Source organism: Aliiroseovarius sp. PrR006 (assembly GCF_010500215.1).
GTDB lineage: Bacteria > Pseudomonadota > Alphaproteobacteria > Rhodobacterales > Rhodobacteraceae > Aliiroseovarius.
In genome coordinates, this window is record NZ_JAAGOY010000007.1 from 1,093,735 (window position 1) to 1,107,733 (window position 13,999).

Below are 13,999 nucleotides of genomic sequence, written 5' to 3' on the forward strand. Positions count from 1 at the left end.
GCGACCATCAACAGGAAGACGCCCGATGAGCTTTACCCTTGCCACCTGGAACATCAACTCGGTCCGTCTGCGCGAGCCGATCGTGCTGAAGCTTTTGGAAGAGGAAGCGCCGGATGTGCTGTGCCTGCAGGAATGCAAAAGCCCGGTCGAGAAGATCCCGCTGGAGGGCTTCAAGGCGCTGGGCTACACCCACATGGTTGCCCGTGGGCAGAAGGGATATAACGGCGTTGCGATCCTGTCGCGCATCCCGATGGTCGAGACCGAGAGCTTTGACTTCGCCGATCTGGGCCATGCCCGTCACATCGCGGGGCAGCTGGAAAATGGCGTGACGGTTCACAACTTCTATGTTCCTGCGGGCGGCGATGTGCCGGACCGCGAGGTGAACGAGAAGTTTGGCCAGAAACTCGATTACCTCACCGATATGCGTGACCATTTTGGGAAGGCCAATCCGCGGAAGTCGATCCTTGTGGGCGATCTGAACATCGCTCCGCGCGAAGATGACGTCTGGTCGCACAAGCAGCTTTTGAAAGTGGTCAGCCACACCCCCATCGAGGTTGAAGCGCTGGGCGACGTACAGGACGCTGCTGGGTGGGTCGACATCACCCGTCAGGATATTCCGGAAGGACAGCTTTACAGCTGGTGGTCCTATCGCGCCCGCGATTGGAATGCTGCCGACAAAGGCCGTCGTCTGGATCATGTCTGGGCTACGCCCGATATTTCCAACGCAGGCCATGGCTCGCGGGTGGTGCGCGATGCGCGCGGCTGGGAAAAGCCGTCGGATCACGCACCGGTCTTCGCCACATTCGATCTTTAAAACCGGCCTGACCCGCGCCATATAAGCGGTAGACCTTTTAAACGGAGCCAAAGCCATGGAATTCGGACTGGACGGCGCGTCTGCGGGCGTGGAACTGATCAAGGATGTAGGCGAAGCGACCTTCATGCAGGACGTGATCGAAGCCTCGCAAGAGGTGCCGGTGATCGTCGATTTCTGGGCGCCGTGGTGCGGCCCGTGCAAAACGCTTGGCCCGGCTCTGGAAGCCGCAGTGACCGAAGCCGGTGGCAAAGTCCGCATGGCCAAAGTTAACGTGGATGAAAACCAGATGATTGCCGGCCAGATGCGCGTGCAGTCGATCCCGACCGTCTATGCCTTCTTTCAGGGGCAGCCTGTGGACGGCTTCCAAGGCGCAGTGCCGCCCAGCGAGATCAAGGAATTCGTCAACCGTGTCGCGGCCCTTGGCGGTGACGGTGGCTTGGCGGATGCGATCGCTGCCGCTGATGAAATGCTGGAAGCGGGCGAAGTTCAGGACGCCGCCCAGACCTATGCCGCGATCCTTGAGGAAGACCCGAACTCAGCCCCTGCCTATGCCGGTCTGGCCCGTACGCACCTTGCTGTTGGCAATGCAGATGATGCCGAAGCGACCCTGAATGGTGCCCCCGCTGAGATCTCGGATGCGCCCGAAGTCGAAGCCGTCCGTGCTCAGATCGAGCTTGCGCGGCAGGCCGAAAGTGCCGGTCCGCTGGCCGAGCTGCGCGCCGCTGTCGATGCCAACCCTGACGATCACCAGTCGCGCTTCGATCTGGCCGTTGCGATGAATGCAGATGGTGATGTGCAAGGCGCTGTGGATGAACTTTTGGAACTTTTCCGCAGGGATAGAGACTGGAATGACGCCGCCGCCAAGCAGCAGCTCTTCACCATTTTCGACGCTCTGGACGCCAAGGATCCGATCGCTCTGACCGGTCGCCGCAAGCTGTCGTCGATGATCTTTGTGTGAATGGAAAAGTCGCGCTAGACTGCTGTTATGATTTCATCAGCTGATCTGCCGGATACGCTTCCGATCTTCCCGTTGCCGGGCGCATTGCTTTTGCCCCGTGGCCGGCTTCCCCTTCATGTGTTCGAACCGCGCTATCTTGCGATGGTGGACGATGTGCTGAAAACGCCGGGGCGATTGCTTGGGATGATCCAGCCCATTGGCGAGGAATGCGGCGAGGATACGCGGCTGCACAGCATCGGCTGCGCGGGGCGGATCACGTCGTTCACGGAAACCGATGACGGGCGCTATATGATCACTCTGACCGGCGTGTCGCGCTTTCGTCTTGGGCAGGTAGAATCCGGGTTCATGCCCTATCTGAAAGCGCAGATGGGGTGGGACAGTTTCGACCGTGACCTTGGTCAGCCCGAACATGACAGAGCCCTGAACCGCGAGGAATTTCTGGCGCTGCTGACGCGGTACTTCAATCTGCAGGAATTGCAGACCGATTGGGAAAGCCTTGAATCAGCCGAGGACGAGCTGTTGATCAACGCCCTGTCCATGCTGTGCCCCTTTGCACCCGAAGACAAGCAGGCGTTGCTCGAGGCACCATCGCTGCCCACACGCCGCGAAACCCTTGTAACTCTTATGGAATTTGCGTTGCGCAAAGGCGCAGGCGAGGAGAAAGTTCAATGACCACCCCAGCTGAAACAAAGTTTGACCGTCGCATGATCGAGGCTCTGGTTTGCCCCGTGACGCAGACGCAGCTGACCTATGATGCGGACAAACAGGAACTCCTGTCCAAGGCCGCCAATCTGGCCTTCCCGATCCGTGGCGGCATCCCGGTGATGCTGGTGGATGAGGCGCGAAAAATCGAAGAGTGACCTGCGGATTGACAGCCCCTTGGCACATTCACCCATATAAAAAGAGTCCCGAAATGCCCTCTCCAAATTCGGCACAAGCGAAACGTTAAGTCAGGGCCGACCGAATTTGTGCCTTTGGCAGATCTTGGCAAGGTGCCCATGGTTCTGATCGAGGTTCAGACCGGATCCTATCTGCGCGAAGATGACATCATCCGCTACGAAGAGGTCTGCGCGCGGGGCTAAGCGTCCGCGAAAGACCCTATTGGGATGTCGAATCTACGATGTCAGAAGTTTCTGGAGCGGGCGGCGGGAATCGAACCCGCGTCATTAGCTTGGAAGGCTAAGGTCTTACCACTACACAACGCCCGCTCAGTAAAAACAGGACATATTTCATGGGCTTCTGGGCGTCAAGAGTATCGAACATAGGAAATTAAAAGAGTAGATGCTCGAATATCCAATAACTGGTGGGCAGTGTGAATTTGCTGCGACCTGCTTCAATACCTGCTTTGCGGGGGGGCGCCCACCTGCGTTGAAGGATAATCGCCGGTCTGGGATTTTCCGATGCTACATTCAGACCAAGAGAGCACTAAGCGGCCCATCGCTGCATGCATTGCAGAGGTCTAGCCCGCCACTCGTGTAGTTCTGGTAATTGTCAGCAATTGAAACGAAGCGACGCCGGGGAGAACCCGCTTGATAATTTGGACAACACTTAATGCGCTTTCTTCAGGATGCGCTACACGGGCGTCGGACATTGTTTAACGACATGAGCCGAATTCTGACTCAAACTTAAAGCAGGGTACATTTGCTGAATAAAAAGCGCCGGCCGCGAAAGGCCGGCGTTTGCTACTTATCGGGGGCTGTCGCACTCCGCCTGTCGCACTCAGGCTGAAAGTTCAGCCTCAGCAGCGGCAGGCTCAACCTCTTCAACTTCGGTCGCGACCACGCCTTCGGGCGTGTCGTAGATGGACTCGAGGCGCGCCTGACGTTGTTCGGCGTTTAGTTGCTCGGCGCGCTGAGCCAGACTCCAGCGGACACCAAACGGATCGACGAGGATGGCGGTCATATCACCCCACCATGTCGGGGTGATGGCCGAGACGACGGCTGCACCATTGTTGACGGCCTTTTCGAACACGGCTTCGACGTCTTCCAGATAGTGATGCAGGGTGACTTGCCCCTGGCCGTTATATGGCTGGGCATTTTCATCGAGATTAAGAACCACGGTGGTGCCGGAAACCTTGATCGTCGCATAGATTGCTATCTCGGTTCCGGGAACCGTGAGGATTTCAACCGTCTCGGCACCAAGAGTGTCGGTATAGAACGCAATCGCGTCGGCGACATTGGTCACTGAAATCGAGGCAGTGATTGCGTTAAACCCTTTGGGCTTGGTCGGGATTTTTGCTTGGGAGGTAGTCATGTGATTTCCTTTCCACATTTACTTGTCGGAACGTTTTCGCGCACTGGATTGCGCGCTGTCCGGGCTTGTATCGGGTGCGGCAACCGGCAGGGCTGCCACGGGTTGTTTCCCTGAGGGGCGTCCGGGCTTCTGAAGCGGCCCGAGTGAATTGAGGTAGCTCCGGTCAAATCCGGGTTGATAGGCCGGGAAGTCGACGGTGTGGTCGCGGAAGCTTTTAAGTGGCTGCCCCATATTCAGGACACCGTTGCGACGCTGTCGGCGGACCAGGTCGAAATCGACCTCGATCGGAATCATCTCTTCCTGAACGTTGCCGCGGTGCAGGACCTGACCAGCAGGATCGATTACCATCGAATAGCCGTTGCCACCCGCAAGCAGACCGTTGATGTGGAAGACATAGCTTTGGAACATCGCGGCCGAACCTTGCGCAATGGCAAGATCGGCTGGACGGTCGACAAAGCTTGCGAGGACCGGGTTGATGATCACCTCGGCCCCCATCGAGGTCAGCGTCCGCGTCACTTCGGGGAACCACAGATCATAGCAGATTGATACGCCAAAGCGGCCTACATCAGGCACGTCGAAGACACAGAATTCACGCCCAGGGGTCACACCCTCTTCATAAGGTGTAAACGGGAACATTTTGCGATAGCGGGTGACCACTTCGCCCTGCGGATTGAACACAGGCGTGGTATTGTAGATCGCGCCGTCGAGCTTCTCGAAATACGACCCCGGGATCAGCCAGGTATCATAGTGGCGCGCCATCTCGGCGAACTCCCGTTCAAAGCTTCCGCCCATCGGCTGGGCGGCGTGGATCGCGGGGCCATGTGCGGCCAATTCGGAAAACACCACCATCTCGACCCAAGGATAGAGATGAAACAGGATCTCCATGCGCTGGCGCATTTCTTCGATGTTGCGATGCGTGGTGATATGCATCTGGATGCCGGCGATGGCAAATCTGGACATTAGTGGTCCTCCTGAGTGGTTTTTGTGGTGACGGGAACCAGGTTCGACCAATCCCCTTCTGTTCCATAGTGATTGCGCCGCCAGAAGGCAGCCAGCCGGGCCTGCTCGGGGCCCTTGTTGGTGGCGTGGGTTTCGGCGATGAACCGGCCAAACCATGCCGGGTGCGGATCGTGGGCAATGTAGTTCGGCGAAGGCAGAGCATAAGAACCGCCATCAGAATACGCGATCGACTGCTCACGGGTGACAGGTTTGGCGATGTTCCAATCCTGCGACGTGCCGTCATGCCAGCTGAGCCTGACACGTCCTTGTGTAGGACGGTAAGCTGCGGTGTAGACAGTACCAAAGCCCTGACGGTAGTTGGTGCTGAAGATCGGGCTTTGCAGAAATTCACGATTCAATCTGGTTGCATTGGTGGCAGGATCAGTGAGCAGACGTTCAAGATGCTCGGCCCGGCCCAATGTGTTGGAGATGCGACCGTGGCGGGGCCATTCCACCCCAATTTGATGATTGGTTGCCCAAGGTTGTTCCTGCACCATCGTCGGTCGATCAGGTGTGATGAAAACGGTGGCCCATTTACCCGAAGCATCGGCGAGCGTGATATTATAGGACATATGTGAGGGCACGGCACGGAGCACTTCGACGGCGTCGGTCACGTCGCGGCACATCTGCAGCACATAGCGCATGATCAACGGAATACCAAAACCCTTGCCCACTTCGATGCGCCCACCAAAAGTTAACGAGGCGGCTAACCCGTGCTCGTTCATTCCGTCAGCAAGTCCCGACATGGCCTCGACCATCCCGATGACGCGGGTGCCGCGCCAATTGGTGGTCAGCATCGTTGCCTCGTTCAGCGCCGGATCCAGGTCGTAGTTGCGGATGAGCAAGGGGCCATCGTCATCAACCAGAACGGCCTGAGAGCAATTGACCAGATAACGCGGTGGGCACCAAAAGCTGAGGAACCGACGCAGTGTGTTTCCGGCATCGGCGGTGTTAACCAGGTCATCCCAGAGCGTTTCAATTTCCGGCATATGTCGGCGAAGTGCACGGCGTGCATCGGTCAACGATAGCTCGCCGCCGCCGCGCTCAGTGAACCATTCGCGCCAACCGGGCCAGCCATGTGCCACCACGCGCCGCCAAGCCTTGCCCGGGGCGTCCTCAGTCAGGCTGCGGAAAGTCAGCTGTGTCTGAGCAGGCCCGTCCGCATGAGGTGCATCATTGCCTAGAACCATTTTCCTGCCGTCATGTCCGAAGGAAGAGTCACGTGGGTGCTAGGCGAGAGCGGCACCGACTTAAACTCGGCCTTGATCGCTTTGTTCCAATCCGTAGCTCGGTCCAGCAGCTCACGATCATCTGATTGCATTCGGCCTCGCGCCAAAAGACACCCTAGGTCGGCACCGTGATAACAAAATTCGCCAACACCATAGACCCGCAGGTAGAACGCCTCATTCTCATCTCCGAGGGTGTTGATGCTGTGGCTGGGCCGCAGAAATTCGATTTCACCATCATCCTGCATCTGCCAGACACCAGATTGCGGTGCCTTGGTGATCAACTCAACCTTGTCGTCGGTCTGTTTCAGGATTAGCTGAGTCCAGTGATCGTAATCGTTCCAACGTGATTGTACTTCGTCTATGTCAATCTCGTATTCGACTTCCATGAATTCCATCAGGTGGAACAGGAACAGAGGGCAGCCCCCATAGGTCGAGGTGATCAGGTTGGTGGGCGGTGAAGCGCCCGAGATGCGGGGGTTTAGCTCGCCCAAGTAAACCTCGTTGGTGTCTGTATCGAGCAGGAAGTCGATACAGAAGACACCCTTGTAGCCCTCCTGATACAGACGGTCACCGAATTTGCGGGCCATGTCGCGCACCTTCTCCGGCACGCCATCGGGCAGGATCCCAGGAGAGATATCGTTACCGCACCAGCCGCCTTTATAGGGCGTGATCTCTTCGAAGCCCGTAATGTCGGTCATGACTGGACCAACGAGCGTGCCGTGGCGGGTCGCGCAACCTTCGATCGTACCGGGCAGGTGATTGAGCCGCTTCATGATTTTCAGCTGTTGACCGGTCATCTTGCTGGAGTTTTTGTCCCAATCTTCGCGGGACTTGATGAAGAAAGTGGTGCGGCCGCTGTCACCATAGGGTGTCTGCACAACCAGATCGTTGCCCAGTCCGGCGCGCTCGGCCAGCTTGATTAGCTCGCCAAAGGTATTCGCCTCGCCCATGATGTTGGGCGCGCTGGCCACACCCGCTTCGTTGCCCAAGCGGGTGGTTTCGATCTTGCTGTCTAGGCGATTGCGCAGATCGTTTGAGGGCAGCGCGATGGTCAGCCCGATTTCTTCGCAGAGTTCCTCAGTTTTCTCATCGAACTGCACAAACAGGGCCATCCCCGGTTTCTGGGACTGTGCGCGGGCGCGGAACTCGGCGTGGTCGACAAGATAGTTGCCCACGTCTTCCATAGAGCGGAAATCCTGTGCTTCCGTTTGGGTAGGCAGGAAGACCCGCGGATGACGACCATCGAAGATATCGAAGTAGTTGACGTATTCCAGCCCACCAACCCACTGATCCAGACCCATTAGGTTGAAGGGGGTCGGCATGATCACGTAGATCGGCGTCTCGTTGCGGCGAAGATAACGGTAAATCTCCGTCAGACCCCTCAAGGGTGCATTTTCAGTACTCATGTTGGGCCATCTCCTCACAGACGTGGATTGGAATTCTTGACGTAGCGGAAGCAGTGATTCGCGCATCCGCACAACATTATAGATAGACAATGCTCTATAAAGCGACATTAATTTGCTCACTAAATTGAGCGACATGAGTCTGACCCTCCCATCAAAAGACACGCAAACCTTTGATAATGTGAAGATAACGGTGAATCTGGGTGGGTTATGCGTGGTCGATATGATCACTATACTGAGCAAACTGCAATAATAAAGCGCATTATTTATTGCGCGAAATTGACTTTTCCGTATATGCAGTCCGCCAAGTCGACGTAATTTTGCGCAAATTTTTGATCAAAAAGCGTGGCTTGAAGGTACGGGACACCGATCCCCAAAGGAGGAATAAGATGAAACTGACTATCACTCGCCGCGCTGTTCTGGGCGCGATGGCCGGCGCCGCAGCGCTGACATCAATTGCAACTGCGGCATCGGCAGATACCGTGCGCCTGCGCTTCCACACATTCTACGGCACTGAAATTGACCACATCGCCGACAAATTTCGCGACACCGTAAAAGACATGTCGGACGGAAGCCTGCGGATCCAGTACTTCCGCGGTGGTGAGCTTGTTGCGTCGGATCAGTTTGCCGATGCGGCTGCCAAAGGCACCATCGACATCGTGCATGGTACCGGTGGTTACTGGTCGGGTCAGATTGACGTAGGCAACATCGAAGCCGGTCTTCCTGGTGCGTGGGCCAGCGTCGACGAAGCCAAGACTTTGTTTGAAAGTCCTGAAGTCGACAAGCTGCTGACCGAAGCTTACGCCGAAGCGGGCACCGTCTATTTGGGCAAGGGCTATGGCCACAACTACGACCTGCTGACCAAAGACCCGGTCACCTCATTGGAAGATCTGAAGACGCGCAAAATCCGGGCGACATCGAACGTTGCCAAGGTTCTGAACGCCTTTGGCATTCCCACCGTATACCTGCCCGCGCAGGAGCTTTATATCGGTATGTCGACCGGCGTGATTGATGGCGCGATATATGGTGGTCCGGTAGAGTACGAGCAGCTGAAGCTGCACGAAACCGCTCAAAACTATACCTTCATGAACATGCTGATGCCTGGCTGGACCGAAACCTTCCTGGCCAACCCAGAGATGTGGGAAAAGCTTAGCGATGAGCACAAGCAGATCCTGAAGACCGCAATTGGCCAGTTTGCTGACGACATCCATCAGTGGCTGGACGATGGCAACAAAGGCGTGGCTGAAGGCACCTTTGAATACGCGACGCTGCCAGATGCGGATTCAAAAGCTCTGACCGAGGCTTCGCAAGCCGTTTGGGCCGAAGAAGCTGCCCGCTCTGATCGCAACAAGGCACTGGTTGACGCGTTGATCGCCAATGCAAAGGCGCAAGGTCGCCTCTAAACCATGGACCTGGTGACAAGATATCTTGTTCTCCAGGATGGCCTGTCCGAATTTGTCGGGCGGGCCATTTCCTGGTTAACGCTGGCGATGATTGCCGTGCTTATGCTGGAGATCGTCGCTCGTTATTTCCTGAACTCCCCGACAATTTGGGCCCATGAAACAAGCACAATGCTTTACGGCGCATTTTGTATGCTGGCAGGGGCTTATACGTTGCGCCACCGCGGCCACGTAAGGTCCGAAGTGATCTATGGCCTGATGGGACCACGCGGCAAAGCCTTTTGCGACACCATCATCTTCACTCTTGGCCTCGTGGTTCTTGGTGTCTTTTTCAAGCTGGCCGTGGGTTTTGCTGCCGATAGCTGGGCTGTGCGGGAGTACTCCAACAAAAGCATCTGGCAGCCAGCGATCTATCCCATCAAGACGGTTATCCCGATCGCCGTGGGCTTGGTCATTTTGCAGAACATTGCTGAACTTGTTCGGGCCGTCTTAACCCTGCTGGGGATCGACTTTGAAGATCCGCGCGAACAAGAAGTTGAATCCGACATCGATCCAGAACTTTTGAAAGCCGCTCGGGATTGAGGCGCAATTGACGGGTGGCCTTGCGCCACTTGGGAGGAGAAATTATGGCTGAACTCGATCCGCTCATGGTGACCGCGATCATGTTCTTGTCGATGCTTGCGCTGATGGCGTTGGGAGCGCCACTTGCCTGGGCATTGACGATTACTGGCGTGGGTAGCGCCTACATGCTGTGGGGGCCGGGAGGTCTCGAACTTCTGGTCAGCTCGACCTACAGCGCTATGGACAACTTCCTGTTGGTGGCATTGCCGCTGTTCATTTTCATGGGACTTGTTCTGCAAAGGTCTGGGATAACCGACGACCTTTTTGAAATGATACACAAGTTGATGGGTGGCATCCCTGGCGGACTTGGTGTCGGCACGGTGATCATCTGTGCTCTGATCGCGGCCATGGCCGGGGTGTCCGGTGCGGCCACTGTATCGCTTGGCATTATCGCCCTGCCAGCAATGCTGAACCGTGGATATGACAAAAAACTAGTAACGGGGACGATCATGGCAGGTGGCGCTTTGGGCTTCCTGATACCACCCTCTGTCTTGATGATTATCTACGCCTTTCTCAGTCGTGACTCGGTGGGCAAGCTGTTCGCTGCGGGCCTTATGCCGGGTCTGATGCTGGCAGGTATTTATATCGCCTATACCCTGATCCGCTGCCGCATCAATCCTGATCTTGGCCCCCCCGCACCACCCGAGGAACGGTTCAGTGGTATGGAAAAGGTGAAGTCCCTACGTCACCTGCTGCCTCCGGGCATTCTGATCGCGACAGTGCTCGGTTGTATCATCGGGGGCGTGACCTCGCCCTCCGAGGCTTCGGCCATTGGCGCCTTTGGATCCTTGCTGATCGCCGCGCTACACCGCCGTGTCAGCTGGGACATGATGCAATATGTCATGACCACCACCGCCAAGCTGATGGGAATGCTGATGTGGATTACCATCGCCGCGGTGTTCTTTTCCAAGATCTATGTTGGTCTTGGTGCGGGCCAGATCGTGGGCGAGCTGATCGAGGATTTTGAGCTATCTCCAATCTTCGTCATCATTGCGATGCTGTTTACTTACTTTGTGCTGGGCATGTTCTTGGATGATTTCGCCATCGTTTTCATCACCGTGCCGCTTTTCGTGCCCATCGTACGAGAGCTGGGATATGACACGACATGGTTTGCGGTGCTGTTCATCTTGTCGATGCAGTCAGCATATTTGACGCCACCATTTGGATATAACCTGTTTTATATGCGCTCGGTGGCACCGCCGGAGATTTCTATCGGTGACATCTACAAGGCCGCGATCCCCTTCGTGATTTTGCAGATTATTGGTCTGGTGCTGGTAGTGGCCTTCCCACAGATCGCACTGTGGCTTCCAAGTCTGCTCTTCTGAATAGAATAGCGAAGCAAAAACAAAACCGCCGGTGCTTGATGCGCCGGCGGTTTCTTTTGTGGGCTTGTTTAATTGGTGTTGCGTGGCAGTACCGGCGCTGTCTTGTCCAGCTTCAACGCGGCATCCGAGAACACCCAGGGTCCGCGTACTCCCGGCACGCCTTCCGGAGTGATCTGCATTCCGCGATGCAGGATTTGTGGGTTCTGGAAGGTCTGCTCCATCGTGTTGATGGGACCGGCAGGGACGGTGGCGTCCTCGAGCGCGGCCAGAATGTCGGCCATGGTCCACGTCGATAGGCTTTCCTCAATCGCCGGGGTCAGGGCGGCACGGTTTGCAACACGGTCTGAATTGGTGCCGAACCGCGCATCAGTTGCCAAATCCTCGCGCCCGATCACGCCGCAGAACCGTTGAAACTGTCCGTCATTTCCAACCGCTAGAATGATATGCCCATCCTTTACCGGGCAGACCTGATAGGGCGCGATGTTTGGATGCTCATTGCCCAGCCGATTGGGGCTGGTGCCCGTCGCCAGATAGTTCATCGCCTGATTGGCCATCAGAGCGGTCGCGCAGTCCAGAAGGCTCATGTCCACATGCTGACCGCGCCCAGTGCGGTGGCGCTGCTCGACCGCGGCCAGAATGCCGATGGTGCCGTAAAGCCCGGTGACGATATCGGTGATCGCGACGCCCACTTTCTGGGGCTGTCCTGCTGGGTCTCCTGTCACGGACATCAGACCCGACAGACCCTGAAGCAGGAAGTCATAGCCCGCGCGTTTGGCCCACGGTCCGTCCTGCCCAAACCCGGTGACCGAGCAATAGATCAGGCGCGGGTTCAGTTTCGACAGGCTGTCGTAATCCAACCCGTATTTCGCCAGCCCACCGACCTTGAAGTTCTCGACCAGAATATCGGCATCCTTGATCAGGTCACGCACCTTCTCCTGCCCTTCAGGCGTGCGGAAATCGGCGGTGATCACGTCCTTGCCCCGGTTGGCGCAATAGTAATAGGCGGCGGTCTTGTCGCCGTCGCGCTCGATGAAGGGCGGACCCCAGCCACGGGTGTCATCGCCGGTTTCGGCCTCGACCTTCACCACATCTGCGCCCAGATCGGCCAGCGATTGACCGATCCACGGTCCAGCCAGAATTCTGGCCAACTCGACCACTTTTAAACCTTCAAGAGGGGACATTCATTTCTCTCCTTGCAGGCATAGGGTCGCCTGCGTGGGTTACAGGTATGGGGGTGTACAAGCCGAGATTACCTCGGCAGGGCGATCAGAGGTGTTGCGGAACCGATGCGGCTCGCGGCTGTTAAAAAGGTAAGCATCACCTGCCTTCAAAACGCGAATCTCATTGCCGACCGTGACTTCAAGCTCGCCAGAGATGATGATGCCGCCTTCATTTGCCTCGTGTTCGATCATCGAGGCACCCGTGTCGGCGCCAGCTTCATATCGTTCATGCAGCAGTTGCAGGCCATGTGCCTTGGCGTCTCCTACTTGCTTGATGGTAATCTTCTGCCGGATCGATTCGTCGTCTTGATAAAGGAGCGATGTGAGGTCTCGCAATTCGGACGGTGTGAAGAAGGGTTGCTTGTTAATCTCAGATTCTGGCTCAAAAAACTCGGCCATACTGATGCCAAAGCCACCGAGTATTTTGCGCAAAGATGCAACGGATGGGCTGCTTCGGTTGGTCTCGATCATCGAGATTTGACCATGGGGCACACCGGCAGCATCGGCTAGTTGTCTTTGGGATAGGCCAAATTGCGTTCTTAGCGCCCTTAAACGTCCGCCAACGTCGAAATCATCGGTCATTATAATAGTGTCCTGCTGTTTTTTCATAGGATACTCGAATCTGGCGTTGTTGCGCAATTTATTACTAGCAATGTTCAAATTATTGCGCAATAACGTATAGAAATCCAAGCGCCAGCATGAGGAGATTCTTTGATGAGCGCCACTCAGGACCTAGTGACCCGCCGCGCGGACGCCGTGGCAAATGGTGTCGCCACCCGTGGCATCTATGCCGCGCGCGCCGAGAACGCGGAATTGTGGGATGTTGATGGCAAACGCTTCATCGACTTCGCTGCAGGGATCGCGGTGAACAACACTGGCCACCGCCATCCGAAGGTGATGGCGGCTGTCGCCGCGCAGGCCGAAGCCTTCACCCACACCTGTTTCCACGTTGCCCCCTATGAAGGCTACGTGTCGCTGGCCGAGCGCTTGAACGCGGCCACGCCGGGTGATTTCGCCAAGAAGTCCATGATGGTGACCACGGGTGCGGAAGCGGTCGAGAACGCCGTAAAGATGGCGCGGGCTTACACTGGTCGCTCGGGCGTAATTGCCTTCTCGGGTGCCTTCCACGGCCGTACCCTGATGGGCATGGCGCTGTGCGGCAAGGTGAACCCCTATAAGAAAGCGTTTGGCGCCATGCCGCCAGAAGTGCTGCATGCCCCGTTCCCGAACGCCTTCCATGGTGTGAGTGTTCAGGACAGCCTGAATGTTCTGGAAAACATGTTTCGGTCTTCAATTGACCCCGAGCGTGTTGCCGCGATGATTATCGAACCCGTTCAGGGCGAGGGTGGCTTTGTTATTGCACCGCCTGAGTTCCTGAAAGCAATCCGCGCCCTCTGCGACGAACACGGCATCGTCCTGATTGCCGATGAGGTTCAGGCTGGTATCGCGCGCACCGGCAAGATGTTTGCCTTCGACCATGCTGGCGTCGCCGCCGATCTGGTGACCATGGCAAAGGGTCTGGCCGGGGGCTTCCCGCTCTCAGCAGTCACTGGCCGGGCCGAGATCGTCGATGCCGCCCCCGCGGGTGGCATCGGCGGGACTTACGCTGGCAACCCGTTGGCCGTGGCCGCATCGCACGCCGTTTTGGATGTGATCGCCGAGGAGAACCTGTGTGATCGCGCAACTGAGATTGGCGAGAAGATCAACGCCCGCCTGACCGAGCTGGCCTCCCGTCAAGGCATGGAAGCCATCGGCGATGTACGCGGACTGGGTGCGA

The 13,999-nt window shown here is 56.8% G+C and carries 14 protein-coding genes, 1 tRNA gene and 1 pseudogene; 9 read left to right on the forward strand and 7 right to left on the reverse strand.

Annotated features, from left to right (window positions below):
• Positions 1–25 precede the first annotated feature (25 nt).
• From G0Q00_RS13830 to G0Q00_RS13850, 5 genes and pseudogenes are all read left to right on the forward strand, one after another.
• Positions 26–814: an exodeoxyribonuclease III gene (locus tag G0Q00_RS13830; protein WP_163040287.1), complete on the forward strand. Its 789-nt coding sequence runs from the start codon at positions 26–28 to the stop codon at positions 812–814.
• Positions 815–869: 55 nt separating this feature from the next.
• Positions 870–1,772, forward strand: coding sequence for a thioredoxin (gene trxA / locus G0Q00_RS13835; protein ID WP_163040288.1), 903 nt, complete (start codon positions 870–872; stop codon positions 1,770–1,772).
• 27 nt (positions 1,773–1,799) lie between these two features.
• Positions 1,800–2,444, forward strand: a complete 645-nt coding sequence (locus G0Q00_RS13840) for an LON peptidase substrate-binding domain-containing protein (RefSeq protein WP_163040291.1) — start codon at positions 1,800–1,802, stop codon at positions 2,442–2,444.
• Positions 2,441–2,632 (forward strand): Trm112 family protein, encoded by a 192-nt coding sequence (locus G0Q00_RS13845; RefSeq protein WP_133485500.1) that lies wholly within the window; start codon positions 2,441–2,443, stop codon positions 2,630–2,632. Before G0Q00_RS13840 ends, G0Q00_RS13845 begins: the two co-directional genes overlap by 4 nt.
• 114 nt (positions 2,633–2,746) lie before the next feature.
• A pseudogene (locus G0Q00_RS13850) lies at positions 2,747–2,854 on the forward strand (hypothetical protein); the annotation flags it as partial.
• 52 nt (positions 2,855–2,906) lie between these two features.
• Here G0Q00_RS13850 and G0Q00_RS13855 read toward each other — a convergent pair.
• The 5 genes from G0Q00_RS13855 to G0Q00_RS13875 all read right to left on the reverse strand — a co-directional run bounded on the left by G0Q00_RS13855 (position 2,907) and on the right by G0Q00_RS13875 (position 7,659).
• Positions 2,907–2,980 (reverse strand) — tRNA-Gly (locus tag G0Q00_RS13855).
• Between the two features lie 511 nt (positions 2,981–3,491).
• The gene (locus G0Q00_RS13860; protein WP_163040293.1) at positions 3,492–4,025 is read right to left on the reverse strand and encodes a glyoxalase/bleomycin resistance/extradiol dioxygenase family protein; all 534 of its coding nucleotides are present in this window, start codon (positions 4,023–4,025) and stop codon (positions 3,492–3,494) included.
• An 18-nt stretch (positions 4,026–4,043) separates the two neighbouring features.
• Positions 4,044–4,985 carry a carbon-nitrogen hydrolase family protein gene (locus G0Q00_RS13865; RefSeq protein WP_163040296.1) on the reverse strand — a complete coding sequence of 314 codons (942 nt, stop codon included), beginning with the start codon at positions 4,983–4,985 and terminating at the stop codon, positions 4,044–4,046.
• Complete coding sequence (locus G0Q00_RS13870; RefSeq protein WP_163040298.1) at positions 4,985–6,214, reverse strand: C45 family autoproteolytic acyltransferase/hydolase; 1,230 nt, start codon at positions 6,212–6,214, stop codon at positions 4,985–4,987. Before G0Q00_RS13870 ends, G0Q00_RS13865 begins: the two co-directional genes overlap by 1 nt.
• Positions 6,205–7,659: a biotin carboxylase gene (locus G0Q00_RS13875; protein WP_163040300.1), complete on the reverse strand. Its 1,455-nt coding sequence runs from the start codon at positions 7,657–7,659 to the stop codon at positions 6,205–6,207. The genes G0Q00_RS13870 and G0Q00_RS13875 overlap by 10 nt, the downstream gene beginning before the upstream one ends.
• Before the next feature lie 386 nt (positions 7,660–8,045).
• Between G0Q00_RS13875 and G0Q00_RS13880 the strand changes: the two genes are divergently transcribed.
• Genes G0Q00_RS13880 through G0Q00_RS13890 form a run of 3 tightly spaced genes read left to right on the forward strand, consistent with a single transcriptional unit; the run spans position 8,046 to position 11,002 of the window.
• The gene (locus G0Q00_RS13880; RefSeq protein WP_163040302.1) at positions 8,046–9,059 is read left to right on the forward strand and encodes a TRAP transporter substrate-binding protein; all 1,014 of its coding nucleotides are present in this window, start codon (positions 8,046–8,048) and stop codon (positions 9,057–9,059) included.
• Positions 9,060–9,062: 3 nt separating this feature from the next.
• A complete protein-coding gene (locus G0Q00_RS13885; protein ID WP_163040304.1) occupies positions 9,063–9,638 on the forward strand; it encodes a TRAP transporter small permease subunit in 576 nt (191 codons plus the stop codon).
• Between the two features lie 44 nt (positions 9,639–9,682).
• Positions 9,683–11,002, forward strand: coding sequence for a TRAP transporter large permease subunit (locus G0Q00_RS13890; RefSeq protein ID WP_163040306.1), 1,320 nt, complete (start codon positions 9,683–9,685; stop codon positions 11,000–11,002).
• A gap of 68 nt (positions 11,003–11,070) precedes the next feature.
• Here G0Q00_RS13890 and G0Q00_RS13895 read toward each other — a convergent pair whose 3' ends face one another.
• Positions 11,071–12,183 carry a CaiB/BaiF CoA-transferase family protein gene (locus G0Q00_RS13895; RefSeq protein WP_163040308.1) on the reverse strand — a complete coding sequence of 371 codons (1,113 nt, stop codon included), beginning with the start codon at positions 12,181–12,183 and terminating at the stop codon, positions 11,071–11,073.
• Positions 12,184–12,222: 39 nt separating this feature from the next.
• Complete coding sequence (locus tag G0Q00_RS13900) at positions 12,223–12,804, reverse strand: cupin domain-containing protein (RefSeq protein ID WP_163040310.1); 582 nt, start codon at positions 12,802–12,804, stop codon at positions 12,223–12,225.
• A 132-nt stretch (positions 12,805–12,936) separates the two neighbouring features.
• Here G0Q00_RS13900 and G0Q00_RS13905 point away from each other — a divergent pair.
• Positions 12,937–13,999 (forward strand): aminotransferase class III-fold pyridoxal phosphate-dependent enzyme (locus tag G0Q00_RS13905; RefSeq protein WP_163040312.1); only part of this gene is annotated, 1,063 nt, incomplete at its 3' end.